We start from the raw sequence: 18,649 nt of genomic DNA, 5'->3' as shown, positions 1-18,649 counted from the left end.
ATTCTCCTTCAGTGGGTCGCAACGGCGGCATCCGCCATCGGCGGCTGGAAGCGGCGCAGGCGCAGTGCGTTGCCCAGCACGAACACACTGGACAGTGCCATCGCACCGGCCGCGAACACCGGCGACAGCAGCACGCCCCAGACCGGGTACAGCACGCCGGCGGCCACCGGAATCAACGCGGTGTTGTAGGCGAAGGCCCAGAACAGGTTCTGCCGGATGTTGCCCAACGTCGCCTTCGATAGCGCAATGGCGTTCGGTACGCCCTGCAGGTTGCCCGACATCAGCACCACGTCGGCCGACTCCACCGCGATATCGGTGCCGGTACCAATGGCAAGGCCGACATCGGCTTCAGCCAACGCAGGGGCATCGTTGATGCCGTCACCAACGAAGGCGACGTGGCCGTGCGTGGCCTTCAGCCGGCGCACTGCCTCGACCTTGCCTTCCGGCAGCACCTCGGCCACCACTTCATCGATGCCGAGCTGGCGCGCGATCGCCTGCGCGGTCCCGGCGTTGTCGCCGGTGATCATCGCCACCTTCAGGCCCAACCGATGCAGTGCCGCGATCGCTGCCGGGGTGCTCGGCTTGATCGGATCGGATACCGCGATGATCGCGGCCAGGCGACCGTCGATGGCGGCATACAGCGGCGACTTGCCCTGCGTGCCGAGTTCCGCCGCCAATGCTGCGAATGCAGTGATGTCCACGCCCAGGTCGCGCATGAAGCGATCGGCACCGACCTCCACGCGTGCACCCTCGACACTGGCCCGCACGCCCATGCCGGTGACCGATTCGAAGTCGACCATGCCCGGCAACGTGATGCCCTGCCCGGTCGCGGCATCAACAATCGCGCGGGCGATGGGATGCTCCGAGCGCGACTCCACCGCGGCCACTGCCGCCAGAACCCTGTTGCGATCGAAGCCGGCAGCAATCTCCAGGTCGGTCAGGCGCGGGCGGCCTTCGGTCAGCGTGCCGGTCTTGTCCACCGCCACCACCTGCGCGTCCTTCAGCAGCTGCAGTGCTTCGCCCTTGCGGAACAGCACGCCCATTTCGGCGCCACGACCGGTTCCGACCATGATCGAGGTCGGCGTGGCCAGGCCCATCGCGCACGGGCAGGCAATGATCAGCACCGCCACCGCATTGACCAGTGCAAAGCTCAGTGCCGGCGATGGACCGAAGATCAACCAGACCGCGAAGGTCGCCAGCGCGGCCAGCATCACCGCCGGCACAAACCACAACGTGACCTTGTCGACCACCGCCTGGATCGGCAGCTTCGAGCCCTGCGCCTGTTCGACCATGCGGATGATCTGCGCCAGCAGGGTCTGCGCGCCCACGGCCGTCGCCCGCACCGTCAGTGCGCCCTTCTGGTTGACCGTGCCACCCACCACGCTGCTGCCCGGCAGCTTCTCGACCGGAATCGGCTCGCCGCTGATCATCGATTCATCGATGTAGCTGCGGCCTTCAACCACCTCGCCATCCACCGGCACGCGCTCGCCCGGGCGCACTTCCACCAGGTCGCCGCTCTGCACTTCATTGATCGGGATGTCGACCGCGCGGCCGTCGCGGATCACATGGGCCACCTTGGCCTGCAGGTTGACCAGGCGCTTGATCGCTTCAGAGGTGCGGCCCTTGGCCCGGGCCTCCAGGAAGCGGCCGAGCAGGATCAGCGCGACGATCACCGCCGCCGCTTCGTAGTAGACGTTCACCGTGCCCGGCGGCAGCAGCCGCGGTGCAAAGGTCGCTACCACCGAATAGCCGAACGCCGCGGCGGTGCCCACCGCCACCAGCGAATTCATGTCCGGCGCCAACCGCAGCAGCGCCGGGAACCCCTTCTGGTAGAAACGGCGGCCCGGAATGGCCAGCACCAGCGCGGTCAGCACGAACTGCAGGTACCAGCTGGCCTGCATGCCGAGGGTGGACATCACCCATGCGTGCATGCCGGGAATCAGGTGCGAGCCCATTTCCAGTACGAACACCGGCAGTGCCAGCGCGGCCGCCACGATCAGGTCGCGCTTCAGTTCGGCGCGCTCGGCATCCTTCTTTTCCGCAGCCTGGTCATCGGACTGCACACCCGCCTCGATCACACGTGCGTCATAGCCGGCCTTGTCGATCGCGGCGACCAGCGCAGCCACGTCCGCCATGCCACGCACCGTGGCGCGCTCGGTGGCCAGGTTGACGCTGGCCTGGCTGACGCCGGGCACGGCCAACAGCGCGCGTTCGACACGGCCCACGCAGGAAGCGCAGGTCATGCCTTCGACCGCCAGTTCGGTGGTCGCTGCGGGCACGTCATAGCCCACCCGCTCCACTGCCTGGACAAGCGCCGCGCGATCCACCGGGCCCGACGGACGAATATCCGCCCGCTCGGTGGCCAGGTTCACCGAGACACTGCCCACGCCCTCGACCTTGGACAGTGCTGCCTCGACCCGGCCTACGCAGCTGGCGCAGGTCATGCCCTCGATGGGCAGGCTGATGGTGGAGGGGCTGGCGGGGGCGGCAGCGGCGCGCGGCGTGCTCATGATCGGATTCCCGGGTTTCCTTCTGGATGCGGACAGGCTAAACCTTGCCATCGTGGGAAGGTCAAATCCAGCCTGTCCGCATGCCTGAAGGGGGGCGCCGCCCCCGGTGTTCCGTTTCCGCATCCACGCATGGCGTGGATCTACCGGCGGAGGCCGGTCTCCTCAGAAGGTGAACACATACTCCAATGCGAACTCGCGGCCGACCGCGCTCAGCAACCGGGTCGGGGCGAAGTCATAGTCCAGCTTGTACGGGTCCTTGTGGTTCCAGCTGGCCGAATTGAACACGTTGTTGACGTAGACATTGACCTTGGCGTGCTCGGTCACCTGGTAACCCACGTTGACGTTCCAGGTGATGAACGGCCCGACCCGGCCGAAGTAGCGCGAGGTCTGCTGGCCCGCGTTGGGGTTAGGGTTCACCGAGCCATCCGGCAGCTGTGCCGGTTCCAGGCAGTTCAGCGACGGACTGTCACTGGGCACGTAGCCGTCGGCGAACGGCAGGCAACCGCCGGGATTGTCCAGGCGATCGGTGCCCCAGTGATAGCGCACGCCCGGCACCGAACCCACGCGGTCGGCATAGACGTTGGCGTTCCAGTTGCCGCGCTGCCAGGCCAGGCTCGCGCGCAGCTTGCTGCGCAGGTCCCGGTCGCGCCGTTCCGGGTTCGGGTCGTTGGCGTAGCGCTGTTCCTTGGTCGAGATCTGGTTGGTGTAGTTCAGGCCCAGCTGGAAGCTGCCCCACTGCGCGGTTTCCAGGCGATAGCGTGCAGTCAGGTCGATACCGCGCACTTCCCGGCTGGCCAGGTTGAACGGGCCGCGCTCGATCGACACCAGCCGGCCGCTGCTGTCACGGTTCACGCGGGCAAGGATGCCGGCGCAATAATCGCCACCGGCCGGATTGGCCCACGGCGTGCCATCGATGTTCTTGCCGGTCAGGCAGCCGGCCTCGCTGGCCAGCACCTCGTCAGCGCCGACATCGACGATCATGTCTTCCAGCTTGATCGCCCAGTAGTCGGCGCTGACCGACAGGTTCGGCATCACGTCCCAGACGAAGCCGACCGTCCACGAATCGCCGGTTTCCGAACGCAGCAGCGGCGTGCCACGCCGGTTCACGTCGAAGGTGTACCAGACATCGGTGTTGCCCACGCCACAGTTGTTGACCAGGTAGGCACCGCTCTGGATGCAGCGCAGGCGGTCATAGGTCTGCACTTCGGAACTGCTCGGCTGGCCCAGCAGATAGTGCATGTCCGGCGCGTGGAAACTGGTGGCGTACGAGCCACGCACCAGCAGCGATTCGACCGGGCGCCATTCCAGGCCGACGTTCCAGGTGGTCTCCTTCTGGCTGCCGATATCCAGCGTTTCACTGCTGTCATCGGCCTTGTAGTTGCCATAGCGGTCGTAGCGGGCGGCCGCGGTGGCCGTCACGCTCTCCAGCAGCGGGATCTTGAACTCGACGCCGGCCGAGTAACGGGTGCGCTCGCCGCCACCGCGATCGACGTTCTGCAGATCGAAGTCGATGCCGGCGCGCGGGTCCGGGCTGAGGTGATAGCCCTGCTGCGCGACTTCGGCCACGGCGGCGAACGAGATCGGGCCGGCCCAGCCCTGGAACAGTTCGCCGGTGATATCCGCCGAGGCCTGGTTGACCCACGATGACGCGCGGTTCCTGGCCACCGCACCCATCTGCCAGTACTGGTCCGGCGTGAGCGGATTCCACCAGCGCGATTCGTTCAGCGCGTAGATCGCCTCGCCGTTGGCGGTGGTGCCCAGGCGCGGGCCGAGGAAGTAGTCGTACGACTTCTGCTTGTCGACCACGTTCTGCCGTTCTTCCACGCGATAGTAGGAACGGCCCACCGTGGCGCTCCAGTCGAAGCGGTCGGCAAGGCGTCCACGCAGGCCCGCGCTCCAGTCCCATGACAGCTCGCGGTTGGTGTTGCGCAGGGTGTCCAAGCCGCCGACTTCGTTCGGGGTGAACTGGCGCACGCCCAGGATCGGGCGGTTGCGGTTGGCATCCCAGTAGTAGCCGTTGTCATCGTCGATCAGCGAGACGCTGGGTGGATTGGTGCCCCAGATCGCTTCGGAGCGGTACGCCGCCAGGTTGGTCCAGGCCTGCAGGTCGCTGCTGAAATCGAAGGTGGCATACAGGTTGCCGGACACGTTCTCGGCACCACCGGTCAGCAGCCAGTTGGCGTAGTCGGCGCTCATGCCGCACAGGCGGCCGGTGTTGGTGATGCGGTTGGCGGCGTAGTTGTAGACCAGTCGATCGGCCGTGTAGTACTCACCGTCGAACTTCTCGCAGGTACCGGTGGGCGGCGCCAGGCGCTGGCCCGTCGTCGGATCGATCAGCGCCAGCCCGGCCGTGGGACGGAAGCCGACCTTGCGCTGCTCCATGTTCCAGGACGCATACGGCGCATCATCGGCATCGTCCATCTGCGGGCGGTCGCGGCCGAACAACGGATCGCGCTTGGTGTACTGCAACGCATAGGTCACGCTCCAGTTGTCACCCGTTTTGCCGCCGGCCCATGACAGGTCCCAGGTGTCGCGCCCGCCTTCGGTGGAGGTGCCGCCGCGCACGCGCACTTCGTCGCCGTCGTAGTTGGTTTTGAGGATGACGTTGACCACGCCGGCGATCGCGTCCGAACCATAGATGGCCGAGGCGCCGCCGGTCAGTACTTCGATGCGTTCCACCGCTGCGGCCGGAATGTTGCCGTAGTTGGAGAAATTGGTTTCACCGCCATACGGCAGCGGGTAATCGGCCACGCGACGGCCGTTGACCAACAGCAGCGAGCGATTCGGGCCCATCCCGCGCAGGTTCAGCCCGCTGGCATTTGGCGTGTGCGAACCCCACTGCGAGGCGGCTTCGACGGTACCGGTCGCTTCGGTGAGCGTCTTCAGCGCGTCGTACACGCTGACGAAGCCCTCTTTCTGGATCTGCTGCGCGGTGATCACGTTGACCGGGGCCGGACCTTCGACCGCGGCGCGCTTGATGCGCGAACCGGTAACGGTGACCGCGTCCAAGTCCTTGGTGGACGAACTGGCCGCTTCCTGTGCACCAGCGGCCAGGGGAAACAGGACCAGGACCAGTGCCTGGGACAGCAGGTGACGACGCTTGCGAACGGACTGAGCCATGGGTGATTGCTCTTGGAAAGGGTGGACGCACGGACGGGTGGTGGCGTAGCACGACGGCTGATCCGGGTACCGGGATCGGTTCACGACCGTCCCAGCCCCTCCCCTGTGGATCGATCCAAACTAAAGCACAGCTGAACAGCGCCGGGCATGCGGCGATGCAGCAACCGCTGGCGGAATGCCGCTATCGGCTGCCGGTATCCAGAACAATCAAAGGGTTGCGCAACATCGCTGAGAGAACGGCGCACACGACAATGACACGAACGCGACAATCGCGCGCGGAACGGTTTTGTCCGCGTTGTCGCGTGCGGCGGCAGCGGGGCGTTGTAGAGCCGAGCCCGTGCTCGGCTGATGTCGTTTGCCGCAAAGCGCAGCCGAGCGTTGGCTCGGCTCTACAGCAGAAGCGGGCTACCTTGCGCCGTCCAGCGCCTGCCGCAGCGCGGCCACGGTCGCGGTGGCGGTCTGGCTCCAGTCCGGGTCCAGGCCGCGCAAAGCCGGGTTCTGGAACTGCATGGCCGAGCGGCGCAGGCCCTTGGCCGAGGCGTGCAGTTCGGTGCAGCCGGTCCGTCGCGCAACGGCGGCGATGTTGGCCGGGCCCAGCCCGGCGCCGGCCATCACCGTGATACGTCCCGCTGCCTGGGTGACCAGACCCGCCAGCACATCCGCGCCGGCCTCGGCGCTGACCTGGCCGCCCGAGGTCAGCACGCGCTGGCAACCCAGCTCAACCACCTGCTCAAGTGCCGCAGGCAGATCGCGGGCAGCATCGAAGGCGCGATGGAAGGTCACCTGCAGCGGCCCGGCGGCCTGCACCAGTTCACGGCACAGCGCCAGATCGATCCCGCCCTGCACATCCAGCGCACCGATCACCACGCCATCGCAGCCGAGCGCGCGGCACTGCGCGATGTCACGCAGCATCAGTTCGGTTTCCAATGCGTCGTAGTGGAAATCACCCGGGCGCGGGCGCACCAGCACGAACAGCGGAATCGACAGGCGTTCCCGGGCAATCGCGATGGTGGCAAACGACGGCGTGGTGCCACCCTCGGCCAGGTTCTCGAACAGTTCGATGCGGTCGGCACCGCCGGCCTGCGCGGCCAGCGCCGAGGCCAGCGAGTTGCTGGCGATCTCCAGGGTCAGCCGCGTGCTCACGCCTGAGTGCTCGTGTAGATCGACGGCGAGTCGCGCAGGTCGTCCTGGCGCTGTCCATCGCACACGGCGTAGACGAAGCCGCGGTGCAACGCGTAGGCACCCACCTCGCCCTGCTTGTTCATGGCCAGGAAGCACACCTGCAATGTTCTGCTCGCTTCGGGGCGCTTGCGCACCACGCGGTCGATGGCTTCGCGGCAGGCCTGCGCGGGCGAGCGCCCTTGGCGCATCAGCTCAACCACCAGGAACGAGGCGGCGTTGCGGATCATCTCCTCACCCACGCCCGAAGCAGTGGCCGCGCCCACTTCGTTGTCGACATACAGGCCGGCACCGATGATCGGGCTGTCGCCGACCCGGCCGTGCAGCTTCCAGGCCATGCCGCTGGTGGTGCAGGCGCCGGCCAGCTTACCGCGGGCATCCAGCGCCAGCATGCCGATGGTGTCGTGGTTGTCGCTGTTGCCAGGAATACTACGACGCTCGGCATTGATCTGCGGCTGGTACTTCTCGGTCTTCAGCCACTCGCGCCAGGCCGCTTCGGCCTGCGGCGTCAGCAGGTGCCTGCGTTCAAAACCCTGCTGCACCGCGAACTGCTGCGCGCCCTCGCCCACCAGCAGCACGTGCGGGCTGTTTTCCATCACTTTGCGGGCCACCGACACCGGATGCAGGATGTCCACCAGCGCGGCCACTGCGCCACAACGGCCATCACCATCCATGATGCTCGCATCCAGGCTCAGCACCCCGTCGCGATCCGGGTTACCGCAATGGCCGACGGTGGGGTTGCACAGCTCGCTCTCGGCCCAGCGTGCACCGGCTTCAACTGCATCCAGTGCGCTGCCACCCTGCGCCAGCACCTTCCACGCGGCCTGGTTGGCCGGCACGCCGAAGTCCCAGGTCGAAACCACCCTGGCCCCACCCTGCGTGCGCGCCTGCACGCCCGGCAAGGCCACCATGCCTGCGGCCAGTGCGCCGGCCTGCAGGAACTGCCTGCGATCCACCATCTTCCCCTCCCAGTCTGCAATGCACGGCCGGCCCGATGCCGGCCACGCCGATCAGTCGTGCGTGGGCTGCCGTGCGGCGTACCAGACCGCTGCGCCGAGAACGCCCAGCTGGCCATGCTCCACGCGCCATACCGGCACCTGGCGCAGCACCTCGGTCAGCACGCCCTTGTTGAGGAAGCGCTCACGGAAGCGACCATCGGCCAGGAAATCCTGCACATGCGCGGAAATACCCCCGGCCAGGTACACCGAACGCGCACCCACCGCGATCGCTGCGTCGCCGGCCAGGCTGCCCAGCCAGGCACAGAACACCTGCAGCGTTTCCACCGCCAGCGCATCCTCACCGCTGCGCGCGGCACCGATCAGTGCCTCGGTACTGCTCCACACCGGAGTGACGCCACGCAGTTCGCACAGGCACGGATACAGGTTCATCAGGCCACTGCCGGACAGCACGCGCTCGTTGTCCACGTGCGGCCAGCGCTGCAGCAGCTTGTCCAGCACCTGCAGTTCCAGCGCGTTGCCGGCGCCGAGCGCGGCATGGCCGATCTCGCTGGCCAGCACCGGACGCTCGCCGTCGGCAAAGCGCAATGCTGCACCCAGGCCGGTTCCGGCGCCCAGCACCAGCGCCGGGAACGCCTGCGCCGGGTCAGCATCGCCATTGAGCGGCACCAGGGTGTCAGGCTGCAGGTAGGGAATGGCCAACGCCACCGCTTCAAAATCATTGATCAGCTGCAGCTCATACAGCCCGGACTGCACCCGCGTGGCCGACAGCGAGACCGTCCACGGCAGGTTGGAATTGATCAACACATCGCCATCGAGCAGGCCGGCGATGGCGACCACCGCGGCCTGTACCGGCTGGCCGAGGCCAGCGGTGAAATCGGCCAGGATCGCGGCCAGGCTGGGGTGCTCGGCGCAGGCGTAGGTGCGATGGCTGCCCAGCAGTGGTGCCTGGCCGGCTTGCGTTTCAGCCAGCGCCAAACGGGCGAAGGTGCCGCCGACATCGGCGACAACGAGACTGCGCGGAAGACCGCCGCGGGCGGAGTCGGTGGAAACCGGAGACGCTGCTGCGATGGTCACGCTGGCCTGCTTGGATCGATTGAATCGCCCCGATTCTCAGGCATCGGGGCGGCTTTGCCTAGCGCGCCGGCGGTTCAGGTTGGACTACATGCCTTCCTGTTCGGCCACCTGCACACCATCCACCAGCACGCGCAGGCGCTGCGGGCGGAAGCCGGCGAACAACAGCGGCCGGGTGCGCTCGACCAGCACCTCATGGCCGGCGATGTGGCGCAGCCACGACTGTACCAGCGAGAACGAGAAGTGGGTGCCCGGATGCAGCGGATGCTGCACCCAGACCTTCTCGGTGGCGCTCTGCAGCAGCATCGCGCCGGTGAACCAGTGGCGGCTGAGGGTGACTGGCGTGGTGCCGGCCATGAAGCGGATATCCATGCGGGGTCCTTTCGCTGGAGCGGAGATGCGGGGGATCAGGGCTGTGCCGTCTGCAGGCTGTAGCGGGTGGTGGCGGTGAATACTGCACCATCAGGCTGGGTAGAGCGTACTTCGACCTTGTGACTGCCCACTGCCAGGTCGGTCGGCAGCGCGCCACGCCACAGGTGCGGCGACGCGGTGGCCTCCGGCGAACGGTCGTAGCCGCGCAGGCTGTCAGCCAGATCGTCAGCCACGTTCTCCACCATCAGGCGCGGATCGGGCTGACTGACCTGCTTCATCGGCTGCCAGGCACCGCCATCGACGCGGTACTCGACCACGCTGGCGTCCTCGCCCATGTAGACGTTGGCGTAGACACCCCACGCCGGATAGGCCCCCTGGCGCAGCACCTTCGGCGCATGCAGGCCGATCTGCTCGCTGGCCGGCTTGCCGGCCACGCGGTACTGCAGTTTGTAGCTGCCATTGCCGGCGACGTCCAGCAACGCGTAGCCCTTTGGCGTGCCATCACTCATGGCGCTGTCCGGCACGCCGGCGGCATCCTTCACCCCGGACCAGAATGCGCCGCAGTTGGCACCGACGTTGTATTCGTGCAGCGGCTTGTCACCGTTCCAGCCGTCGGCCTTGCCGTGGTAGACGTGCTGCTGGGTGTGGCTGTGCCCGCTGAGCACCAGCACGTTGCGGAAGTCCTTCAGCAGGTCGAACAGGCGCTGGCGGTCAGCATGACGGAAGGTCTCGCGCCCCGGCGCGGCGTCGAACAGCGGGATGTGCATGCCCAGCACCAGCAGGCGGTCCTTGTGCAGGCCTTTCAGGTAGCTGGCAAGGAAAGCGAACTGGTCTTCGCGCAGGCCACCGACATACTTCGGCCTTGCGTTGGGGTCATACACCACGTCGTCGAGGAACACGAAACTGGCACCGCCCTCTTCCACCGCGTAGGTGTCCGGGCCGTAGATGTTGCGCCAGCTGTCCAGCGAATGCTCGTCGCTGGCTGCATCGAAATCGAGGTCGTGATTGCCCGGCACATGGAACCACGGCACGCCCAGCGACGTGGTGACCTTGTTGATTGCCGGATACAGGGTCAGATCGTCGTTGACGATGTCACCCAGGGTGGTGCCCATGCGCGCCTTGGTCTGGCCGACCAGCGGCGACACGATCGACTGCTGGTAGTAGCCGATGTCCTTCAGGCTGGCGGTCTGGGAGTCGGTGAAGACCAGCATCTGGAAGCCGCGACGGCTGTCATGGCGATCCGACTGCAGCGCGAAATCCCAGTTGCGGGTGACATCGCTGGTGGCGGCGATGCCGCCGTACTTCAGCGCCGGCGAGCCGTTCGGGCGGAAGTGGCGCCAGAACGAAGGCAGGCCGTCTGTCGCCTTCGGGAACGAATACGCATCGGGCTTGATCACGAACACGGTCTGGCCGTCACGCACCGGAAGGCTGTAGCTGCCATCGGCGGCGGTCTTGACGATCGTCTCGCCGTTGGAGACCTGCACCCCGGCCAGGCCCGGATCGGTCGCACCGCGGCCCGGCTTGCCTTCACGCTCCAGATAGACCTTGCCGGTGACCACGGTGTCCGCAGCCCAGGCCGGCGAGGTCAGCAACAGGCAGCACAGCCAGGCAGCAGGCAGTTTCACGGGAGGCATCCGGCAGAAAGAGACGCGGTATTGTAGAGCCGAGCCACGCTCGGCTGCATTGCCGGCGGGTAGTGCCGGCCGCTGGCCGGCAACCCTTGGATGTCCGACGATCAGGAGGTTGCCGGCCAGCGGCCGGCACTACCACGCTTCAACGATGGCGTTTTTCCAGCACCGCCCGCGCATCGTCCAGCGACAGACCGCGCGCGCGCAGCAGTACCAGCAGGTGGTACAGCAGGTCCGAAGCCTCACCGAGCAGCGCCTCGTCATCCTGCGCAACCGCAGCCAGAGCGGTCTCCACCCCCTCCTCACCCACCTTCTGTGCGATGCGGCGGATGCCGCCCTCGAACAGGCTGGTCGTATAGCTGCCCGGCGGGCGCTGCGCCTCACGCATCGCGACCAACTGGTCCAGCCCGCCCAGGAAGTCCTTCGGCGCCTGGTCGAAACAGCTCTCCGCACCCGTGTGGCAGGTTGGCCCCGCCGGGCGTGCCGTCACCAGCAGCGTGTCGGCATCGCAGTCGACACTGATCGATTGCACCGCCAGGACGTTGCCGGACTGCTCGCCCTTGGTCCACAACCGCTGCTTGCTGCGGCTGAAGAAGGTCATGTGGCCGATGGCCAGCGTGGCCGCCAGCGATTCGGCGCTGACATAGCCCAGCATCAGCACCTGCAGCGTATCGGCATCCTGCACCACGGCCGGCAGCAAGCCGTCACCCTTGCCCCAGTCCAGTGCCTGCAATGCGTCCAACGAAGGCCTGACTTCAATAGACATCCCGCACCTCGATCTGCTGTCCGCGCAGGTAGCGCTTCAATTCTGGAATGGCGATGGCGCCGCTGTGGAACACGCTCGCCGCCAGCGCACCATCGACGTCGGCCTGATCAAAGGCTTCGGCGAAGTGCTCCATCGCACCGGCGCCACCGGAGGCGATCAGTGGCACCTGGCACAGTGCCCGCGCCTGCTGCAGCTGCACGACATCGTAGCCACGGCGCACACCGTCGCTGTCCATGCAGTTCAGCACGATCTCGCCAGCGCCACGCCGTTGAGCTTCGACGATCCAGTCCAGGGTACGCAGCGGTACCGCCTGGGTCTTGTCCGGGTCGCCACTGAAACGGCGCACCCGCCACTGGCCGTCCGCTTCACGTACCGAGTCGACACCCACCACCACGCACTGCACGCCGAACTCGTCGGCCAGTTCAGTGATCAGTTCCGGGCGGCCCAGCGCGGGGGAGTTGATCGACACCTTGTCGGCACCGGCGAACAACACGCGACGCGCGGCTTCCACGCTGTCGATGCCACCGGCCACGCAGAACGGAATGTCGATCAGGCGCGCGATGCGCTCGATCCACGCCACGTCCACCGAACGCGCCTCGGGGCTGGCGCCGATGTCATAGAACACCAGCTCGTCGGCACCCTGGTCGCGGTAGCGCTGCGCCAGCTCGGCGATGTCGCCCATGTCGACGTGGTCGCGGAAGCGCACGCCCTTCACCACGCGGCCATCGCGCACGTCAAGGCAGGGAATGATGCGGCGGCTCAACATGCCAGCGCCTCCGCCAGGTCCATGCGCTGCTCCAGCAGTGCCTTGCCGAGAATCGCACCACCGCAGCCAGCGGCACGCGCCTCGGCCACATCGGCCACGTCACGGATGCCGCCGGACGCCTGCACCGCCACCCCCGGCAGCAATGCCGACAGGTGCTGGTAGAGGCCGATATTGGGCCCGGCCAGCATGCCGTCGCGGGCGATGTCGGTGCACAAGAGGTGGCGCATGCCGGCGCGCGCGTAGCGCTGGGCCAGGTCATCCAGGGTCACCCCGGCGTTCTCGGTCCAGCCGTGCACCGGCAGCTGCCACTGCCCCTGTGCGTCCTGGCGCGCGTCCAGCGCAATCGTGATGCGCTCGGCGCCAAATTCCTCCAGCCAGCCGACCACTTCATCGGGGCGGCGCACCGCCAGCGAGCCGACCACCACGCGGCCGGCGCCAGCATCAAGCATGCGCGCCACATCGTCGCGGCCACGCACGCCACCACCGGTCTGCACCTGCAGCGGCGTCTGCGCGCGGATCGCCGCCAGCAGCGGTGCCAGCGTATAGCCACCGGCGCGTGCAGCATCCAGGTCGACCAGATGCATCCACTGCGCGCCCTGGGCGGCGAAGGCCTGCGCGCGCGGCAGCGGATCGTCGCCGTAGGAGGTTTCCTGCGCGTAGTCGCCCTGGCGCAGCCGCACCACGCGGTCATCGCGGATATCCAGCGCGGGGTAGACGATGAAACTCATGCAGCGGTGCCCTCGAGGAAATTGCGCAGCATCAGCGAGCCGGTCTCGCCGGAGCGCTCGGGGTGGAACTGTGCGCCGTAGTAACGCCCCTGCTCCACCACGGCAGTGAACAGCCCACCGTGGTCGCACGCCGCGACGGTGTGGGCATTCAGCGGCGCCGCGTAGCTGTGCACGAAGTAGGCGCTGGCCCGCTCCGGGACACCCTGCAACAGCAACGACTCCCGCAGCGGCAGCAGCCGGTTCCAACCCATGTGCGGCACCCGGATGCCACAGGCCGGCACCAGCTTGCGCACCACGCCCGGAATCAGTCCCAGTGTTTCTACGCCCGCTTCCTCGGAACGTTCGAACAGCAACTGCATGCCAAGGCAGATGCCCATCAGCGGCACCTGCAATCGCTGCAGCGGTTCCACCAGGCCCTGCGCGTGCAGGCGCTGCATGCCGGGACCGGCGGCGCCGACACCGGGCAGGATCACCCGCTGCGCACCCACCAGTTCGTCCGCATCGCGCACCAGCCGCACCGTCGCGCCCAGGCGCTCCAGTGCGTAGCGCACCGAGCCCAGGTTGGCACCACCGGCATCGATCAGCGCGACGTCGCTCACAATGCCCCCTTGGTGCTCGGCAGTGCCGTGCCCTGCCGGGCCAGCGCCGGGCGCAGTGCGCGCGCCAGCGCCTTGAAGCAGGCCTCCACCTTGTGGTGATCGTTGTCGCCGCGTACCTGCAGGTTGAGGTTCAGGCCACTGGCATCGCACAGCGAACGAAAGAAGTGCGGCACCAGCTCGGTCGGCATGTCGCCCACCCGCTCGCGCTTGAATTCGCCCTCGAACACGAAGTACGGGCGGCCGCTGAAGTCCAGCGCAGCGCTGGCCAGGGTCTCGTCCATCGGCAGGGTGAAGCCGTAGCGGCCGATGCCGCGCTTGTCGCCCAGCGCCTCGCGCAGGGCCTGACCCAGCGCCAGCCCGGTGTCCTCGATGGTGTGGTGCTCGTCGATGTGCAGGTCGCCCTCGGCCTGGATGTCCAGCGCGAACCCGCCGTGCTTGCCGATCTGTTCCAGCATGTGGTCGAAGAAGGGCAGTCCGGTGGCGATGCGCGCATCACCGGCACGGTCCAGATCGAGTTCAACGCGGATCTTCGTCTCCTTGGTGTTGCGCTGGACCACGGCAGTACGCGGCGCGTCGGCCAGCGCATGGGCGATGCCCGGCCAGTTCCACTCGCCACCGAACTGTTCGGTGCGCAGCTGGAAGCCACGGATGTTGAGGTTGTCGGCGAACTGCAGGTCGGTGATACGGTCCCCCACCATGCCCGAACGCGCCCAGTCGATGCTGCGGTCCTGCAGGTAGGCGGTCATCAGGCCGATGCCCGGCTTGCGCGTGGGCGCGTTGTCCTGCGGCCAACTGCAGTCGATCAGCACGTCACGGAAGGTGATGCCCTGGCTCTCGAAGATCTGCAGCATCAGGTCGTTGGGGCCATCGAAGCTGGCGCGTGGGTAGCTGTCGCTGCCCAGGCCATCCTGGTTGGTGACGATCACGAACTGGTAGCCGGCATCACGCAGCTTCAGCAGCGCCGGGATCACCTGCGGCACGAAGCGCAGCTTCTCGTAGGCGTCGATCTGGAAGTCGGACGGCTCCTCGATGAGGGTACCGTCGCGGTCGATGAACAGGATCGGGGTCATGCTGCGGCCCTCCGCGCCGACAGGGCCGCAAGCACGCGGTCGTTCTCTTCGGGACTGCCGATACTGATGCGCAGTGCATCACCCAACTGCGGCGCGGCGCGCTGGTCGCGCACCACCACGCCCACAGCCAGCAGCGTATCGAACGCGGCCTGGGCATCGGCGAAGCGAACCAGCAGGTAGTTGCCGGATGAGCGGTAGACGCGACGCACGCCGGGCAGGCCCGGCAGCGCCTCGCGCAGGCGTTCGCGCTCGGCAATCACCGTGGCTACGCGCTCGGCGGTGATGGTCAGCGCGGCGGGTTGCAGCGCCTGCACCGCCAGTTCCGTGCATGGCGTCGGCACCGGGTACGGCGCCTGGCAGCGGCGCAGCACGGCAATCAGCTCCGGGGCGGCGATCAGGGTGCCAACGCGGGCGGCGGCAAGAGCGTGCGCCTTCGACAGCGTGCGCAGCACCGCCAGATTCGGGTTCGCGGCCAGCAGCGTGGTCGCCGACGGACGCTGCGCGTACTCGACATAGGCCTCGTCCACCACCACCAGTGCTTGCCCGCGCAGCGCAACCACCACCCGCTCGACTTCGTCCAGGGCGATGTCACTGCCGGCCGGGTTCGACGGGGCGCACAGGAACACCAGCTTGGCACCTTGCGCCTTGGCCGCGTCGACCACCGCATCCAGATCGGCACGCAGGCCATCTTCGCTGTCCACCAGCGGCACTTCAATCAATGCGGCGCCCTGCAGGCGTGCGCAGACGGCGTACATGCCGAACACCGGCGGCGTGACCACCACGCCGTCGCGGCCCGGCACGCACAGCGCGCGCACCAGCAGATCAATGGCCTCGTCGCTGCCGCGGCCGACCAGCAGCTGCTGTGGCGTCACGCCGTACAGCGCCGCCAAGCCTTCGCGCAACGCCAACGGTTGCGGCTCCGGATAGCGCCGGCTGCTGCCAGCCGCGTCGGCCGTATTGGCCCAGGCGGACTCGTTGGCGTTCAACCAGACCTCGCCCTGCACCGCTGCGCTGCGTGCCGAGCTGTAGCCGGCGAACGCCTGCAGATCCGGACGCACCAGCGCCAGCACCTCCTCGACAGCCGCGCTCATGCCGCCACCTCCATGCGCAATGCCACCGCACGCTCGTGGGCATCCAGGCCTTCGGCGCTGGCGATGATGCGCGCGCAGCCGCCGATCGCGGCCAGGCCGGCGGCACTGGCGCTCTGCACGCTGATCAGGTTCTGGAAGCTGGCAACGCTCACGCCGCTGTAAGCACGCGCGGCGCCGGCGGTGGGCAGCACGTGGTTGGTGCCGCTGCAGTAGTCACCCAGTGCTTCGGGGGTGTAATCACCCAGGAACACCGAGCCGGCCGCCTGCACCTTGTCCAGCCAATCGCGCGGTTCACGCAGCGCCAGGATCAGGTGTTCGGGCGCATAGCGGTTGCTGATCGCGAAGGCCTCGTCCAACGAATCAACCTGGATCAGGCGCGACGCTGACAGCGCCTGCCGCGCAATCTGCTGGCGCGGCAGCAGGGCCACCTGGCGCTCGACCTCAACCTCGACCGCGGCCAGCATCGCGGCATCGTCGGTCAACAGCAGCACCTGTGAATCCGGGCCGTGCTCGGCCTGCGACAGCAGGTCGGCGGCGACGAACGCCGGATTGGCGCCAGCATCGGCAATCACCAGCACTTCGGAGGGACCGGCCGGCATATCGATGGCGGCGGCGCCATCCTGCGCGACCTGCTGCTTGGCTTCGGTGACGAAGCTGTTGCCGGGCCCGAACAGCTTGTCGCAGGCCAGAACGCTGGCGGTGCCATAGGCCATCGCGGCGATCGCCTGCGCGCCGCCCAACTTGAACACGCGCTGCACGCCGGTCAGGCGCGCGGCTACCAGCACTGCCGGATCGGCGCTGCCGTCGGCGCGCGGCGGCGTGCACAGCACCACCTGCGGGCAACCGGCCAACTGCGCCGGAACGCCCAGCATCAACGCGGTGGACGGCAGCGGCGCGCTGCCGGCCGGCACGTACAGGCCCACCCGCCCGATCGGGCGCAGCATGCGTTCGCAGACCACGCCTGGCGCGGTTTCAACTGCGTATCCCTTGCCCATGCCGGCGGCGTGGAAGCGGGCGATGCGCTCGGCGGCGTCCACCATGGCCTGGCGCAGTTCGGCGGGGACAGCGGCTTCGGCCGCCGCGAACTCGGCTTCGCTCACTTCAAAGGACGACAGTTCGACACCATCGAAGCGTGCGGTGATCGCACGCAGCGCGTCGTCGCCCTGCGCGCGCACCTGTGCAATCAGCGTCGCCACCGCGTCGCGGGTCTGCTGCGCCACGGTCTGCACCGGGCGGGTCAATGCCGCGCTGCGCGCGGCCTCATCAAGTTGGGACCAGATCAGACGGTTCATGCCAGCGACCGCTCCACGCTCAGTACCATGAGGCCCTGCGCACCCGCGCGCTCAAGTTCTTCCATGCGCTGCCAGCTCAGCGGGCCGGGGCACATGGTCTGCAGGCGCAGCGCACCGCCATCGGCCGGCAACCGCACCAGCGGCTCGGCATCGGCCAGCAACTGCGCCAGCGCGTCGACGCGATCCTCGCTGGCGCGGAACATCAGCAGCTTGCGGTCCTGGCGCTGCACCACGCCATCGAGGCGGCGCAGCAGCATCGCGCGCAGCGATGCACGTGCATCTTCGGGCACCCGTACTGCACCGGCCAGCACCGCCTCGCTGTCGAGCAGGTTGTGCACCGGGGTCAGCTGATTGGCGCGCAGGGTGGCGCCGCTGGACACCAGATCGCAGATCAGGTCGGCGGTGCCCAGGCGCGGGGCGATTTCGACCGAACCGGACAGCTCGACCACCTGTGCGTCCACTCCCTGCTCGGCCAGCCACTGCGTGAGGATGGCCGGGTAGCTGGTGGCGATGCGGGTGCCGGCCAGCTGCGCCGGACCCTGCCACTGCCATTCCTCGGGCACCGCCAGCATCAGCCGGCACTGGCCGAAGCCCAGCCCGCGCAGCGCCTGATAGGCGTCCGGCAGGCCGACCTGGCGGCGTGCCGCGGCCTGTTCGTCCAGCTCGTTGCGGCCGACGATGCCGAGGTCGCAGACGCCGTCGGCGATCAGGCCGGGGATGTCGTCGTCGCGCACCAGCAGCAGGTCCACCGGCAGCGATTCGCCGTAGCAGAACAGCTTGTCGCGGCTTTCGCGCCAGCTCAGGCCACAGGCGCTGAGCAGGTTACGGGCGGGCTCGGCCAGCCGGCCACTCTTCTGGATGGCGATACGCAGCCGGTCTCGTGCCGGCGCTGCCTGGGTTGCACTCATGGGGGAGGTCTCGAAGTTCGGAACGGGGCGCGGATCAGCGCGAAGCAAGGCGGTCGATGGCAGCGGCATAGCCTCGATGGCCGTGCTCGAGCGTGCGCGCCACCCGTCCGGTGGTGGTCACGCTGACCCCGGTGCGCTCGTGGATCTCGCGGTACGGCACGCCCTGCTGCAGCAACGGCACCACCTTCCAGCGGTCGGCCATGGCTTCCAGTTCGGCCGGAGTGCACAGGTCGCGCAGGAAGGCTTCCACCTCCTCCGGCTCGCGCAGGGCGGCAAAGGCCAGGGCCAAGGCTTCCAGGTCGGCCTTCGGGTCTTTGGCGGCAATCTCGGGGCGGGCTTTCACGGGGTCGTTTCCATGCATCAATGTAATATCGCGTTAGTACATTAGCGCATTCTTGCGCAGTGCGTCAAATCGGGGGTTGAGGGGGCGGCAAGGCTGCTGCCCTGCACCCGCTAGATGCCGAAGCGACGTCAAATGCTGGATGGCTGAGGGTTGGCGGGGTGGGTCCGGTGGCATGGGACGCCGTAAACCCGTCCATGGGGGCTTGTCCGCGGCATGCATGCCGCGGACAAGCCCCCATGGACGGGTT

General features: G+C 67.8%; 16 protein-coding genes. All 16 read right to left on the bottom strand.

Annotation, left to right across the window (positions count from 1 at the left end; translation table 11 throughout):
- Positions 1–8: 8 nt before the first annotated feature.
- The 16 genes from ACM0PB_RS19335 to ACM0PB_RS19260 all read right to left on the bottom strand — a co-directional run bounded on the left by ACM0PB_RS19335 (position 9) and on the right by ACM0PB_RS19260 (position 18,402).
- A complete protein-coding gene (locus ACM0PB_RS19335) occupies positions 9–2,510 on the bottom strand; it encodes a heavy metal translocating P-type ATPase (RefSeq protein ID WP_065184974.1) in 2,502 nt (833 codons plus the stop codon).
- 162 nt (positions 2,511–2,672) lie between these two features.
- The gene (locus ACM0PB_RS19330) at positions 2,673–5,630 is read right to left on the bottom strand and encodes a TonB-dependent receptor plug domain-containing protein (RefSeq protein WP_329953459.1); all 2,958 of its coding nucleotides are present in this window, start codon (positions 5,628–5,630) and stop codon (positions 2,673–2,675) included.
- Between the two features lie 405 nt (positions 5,631–6,035).
- Positions 6,036–6,773 carry a copper homeostasis protein CutC gene (locus tag ACM0PB_RS19325; RefSeq protein WP_065184978.1) on the bottom strand — a complete coding sequence of 246 codons (738 nt, stop codon included), beginning with the start codon at positions 6,771–6,773 and terminating at the stop codon, positions 6,036–6,038.
- Positions 6,770–7,768, bottom strand: coding sequence for a glycosylasparaginase (locus tag ACM0PB_RS19320; RefSeq protein WP_065177585.1), 999 nt, complete (start codon positions 7,766–7,768; stop codon positions 6,770–6,772). The genes ACM0PB_RS19325 and ACM0PB_RS19320 overlap by 4 nt, the downstream gene beginning before the upstream one ends.
- 51 nt (positions 7,769–7,819) lie before the next feature.
- Positions 7,820–8,842, bottom strand: a complete 1,023-nt coding sequence (locus ACM0PB_RS19315) for a glucokinase (RefSeq protein ID WP_065197007.1) — start codon at positions 8,840–8,842, stop codon at positions 7,820–7,822.
- Between the two features lie 84 nt (positions 8,843–8,926).
- Positions 8,927–9,211 carry a hypothetical protein gene (locus tag ACM0PB_RS19310; protein WP_005409434.1) on the bottom strand — a complete coding sequence of 95 codons (285 nt, stop codon included), beginning with the start codon at positions 9,209–9,211 and terminating at the stop codon, positions 8,927–8,929.
- 35 nt (positions 9,212–9,246) lie between these two features.
- A complete protein-coding gene (locus tag ACM0PB_RS19305) occupies positions 9,247–10,845 on the bottom strand; it encodes a calcineurin-like phosphoesterase C-terminal domain-containing protein (RefSeq protein WP_414604551.1) in 1,599 nt (532 codons plus the stop codon).
- Between the two features lie 139 nt (positions 10,846–10,984).
- Entirely contained in the window at positions 10,985–11,605 is a 621-nt protein-coding gene (gene hisIE, locus ACM0PB_RS19300; protein ID WP_065184989.1) for a bifunctional phosphoribosyl-AMP cyclohydrolase/phosphoribosyl-ATP diphosphatase HisIE, read from the bottom strand.
- Positions 11,595–12,371 (bottom strand): imidazole glycerol phosphate synthase subunit HisF, encoded by a 777-nt coding sequence (gene hisF / locus ACM0PB_RS19295; protein WP_065184991.1) that lies wholly within the window; start codon positions 12,369–12,371, stop codon positions 11,595–11,597. The genes hisIE and hisF overlap by 11 nt, the downstream gene beginning before the upstream one ends.
- The gene (hisA, locus tag ACM0PB_RS19290; protein WP_065177580.1) at positions 12,365–13,099 is read right to left on the bottom strand and encodes a 1-(5-phosphoribosyl)-5-[(5-phosphoribosylamino)methylideneamino]imidazole-4-carboxamide isomerase; all 735 of its coding nucleotides are present in this window, start codon (positions 13,097–13,099) and stop codon (positions 12,365–12,367) included. The genes hisF and hisA overlap by 7 nt, the downstream gene beginning before the upstream one ends.
- Positions 13,096–13,698, bottom strand: a complete 603-nt coding sequence (gene hisH, locus ACM0PB_RS19285) for an imidazole glycerol phosphate synthase subunit HisH (protein ID WP_065177579.1) — start codon at positions 13,696–13,698, stop codon at positions 13,096–13,098. The genes hisA and hisH overlap by 4 nt, the downstream gene beginning before the upstream one ends.
- Positions 13,695–14,768 (bottom strand): bifunctional histidinol-phosphatase/imidazoleglycerol-phosphate dehydratase HisB, encoded by a 1,074-nt coding sequence (gene hisB / locus ACM0PB_RS19280; protein ID WP_053499882.1) that lies wholly within the window; start codon positions 14,766–14,768, stop codon positions 13,695–13,697. The genes hisH and hisB overlap by 4 nt, the downstream gene beginning before the upstream one ends.
- Positions 14,765–15,859, bottom strand: a complete 1,095-nt coding sequence (hisC, locus tag ACM0PB_RS19275) for a histidinol-phosphate transaminase (protein ID WP_065184993.1) — start codon at positions 15,857–15,859, stop codon at positions 14,765–14,767. Before hisC ends, hisB begins: the two co-directional genes overlap by 4 nt.
- Positions 15,856–17,151, bottom strand: a complete 1,296-nt coding sequence (gene hisD, locus ACM0PB_RS19270; protein WP_414604550.1) for a histidinol dehydrogenase — start codon at positions 17,149–17,151, stop codon at positions 15,856–15,858. The genes hisC and hisD overlap by 4 nt, the downstream gene beginning before the upstream one ends.
- Positions 17,148–18,059 carry an ATP phosphoribosyltransferase gene (hisG, locus tag ACM0PB_RS19265; protein WP_065177576.1) on the bottom strand — a complete coding sequence of 304 codons (912 nt, stop codon included), beginning with the start codon at positions 18,057–18,059 and terminating at the stop codon, positions 17,148–17,150. The genes hisD and hisG overlap by 4 nt, the downstream gene beginning before the upstream one ends.
- Positions 18,060–18,093: 34 nt before the next feature.
- Entirely contained in the window at positions 18,094–18,402 is a 309-nt protein-coding gene (locus tag ACM0PB_RS19260; protein ID WP_111173367.1) for a YerC/YecD family TrpR-related protein, read from the bottom strand.
- Positions 18,403–18,649: the final 247 nt, after the last annotated feature.

The organism is Stenotrophomonas sp. AR029 (assembly GCF_047520695.2).
GTDB lineage: Bacteria > Pseudomonadota > Gammaproteobacteria > Xanthomonadales > Xanthomonadaceae > Stenotrophomonas > Stenotrophomonas sepilia.
The sequence above is the reverse complement of the archived record's forward strand: the minus strand, read 5'-3'. Positions and strand labels throughout refer to the sequence as shown.

What these genes read in the sequence shown, in the direction of transcription:
- ACM0PB_RS19335 (WP_065184974.1), bottom strand. Translation starts at nt 2,510, where the DNA reads ATGAGCACGCCGCGCGCCGCTGCCGCCCCCGCCAGCCCCTCCACCATC.
- ACM0PB_RS19330 (WP_329953459.1), bottom strand. Translation starts at nt 5,630, where the DNA reads ATGGCTCAGTCCGTTCGCAAGCGTCGTCACCTGCTGTCCCAGGCACTG.
- ACM0PB_RS19320 (WP_065177585.1), bottom strand. Translation starts at nt 7,768, where the DNA reads ATGGTGGATCGCAGGCAGTTCCTGCAGGCCGGCGCACTGGCCGCAGGC.
- ACM0PB_RS19310 (WP_005409434.1), bottom strand. Translation starts at nt 9,211, where the DNA reads ATGGATATCCGCTTCATGGCCGGCACCACGCCAGTCACCCTCAGCCGC.
- ACM0PB_RS19305 (WP_414604551.1), bottom strand. Translation starts at nt 10,845, where the DNA reads ATGCCTCCCGTGAAACTGCCTGCTGCCTGGCTGTGCTGCCTGTTGCTG.
- hisIE (WP_065184989.1), bottom strand. Translation starts at nt 11,605, where the DNA reads ATGTCTATTGAAGTCAGGCCTTCGTTGGACGCATTGCAGGCACTGGAC.
- hisF (WP_065184991.1), bottom strand. Translation starts at nt 12,371, where the DNA reads ATGTTGAGCCGCCGCATCATTCCCTGCCTTGACGTGCGCGATGGCCGC.
- hisA (WP_065177580.1), bottom strand. Translation starts at nt 13,099, where the DNA reads ATGAGTTTCATCGTCTACCCCGCGCTGGATATCCGCGATGACCGCGTG.
- hisB (WP_053499882.1), bottom strand. Translation starts at nt 14,768, where the DNA reads ATGACCCCGATCCTGTTCATCGACCGCGACGGTACCCTCATCGAGGAG.
- hisC (WP_065184993.1), bottom strand. Translation starts at nt 15,859, where the DNA reads ATGAGCGCGGCTGTCGAGGAGGTGCTGGCGCTGGTGCGTCCGGATCTG.
- hisD (WP_414604550.1), bottom strand. Translation starts at nt 17,151, where the DNA reads ATGAACCGTCTGATCTGGTCCCAACTTGATGAGGCCGCGCGCAGCGCG.
- hisG (WP_065177576.1), bottom strand. Translation starts at nt 18,059, where the DNA reads ATGAGTGCAACCCAGGCAGCGCCGGCACGAGACCGGCTGCGTATCGCC.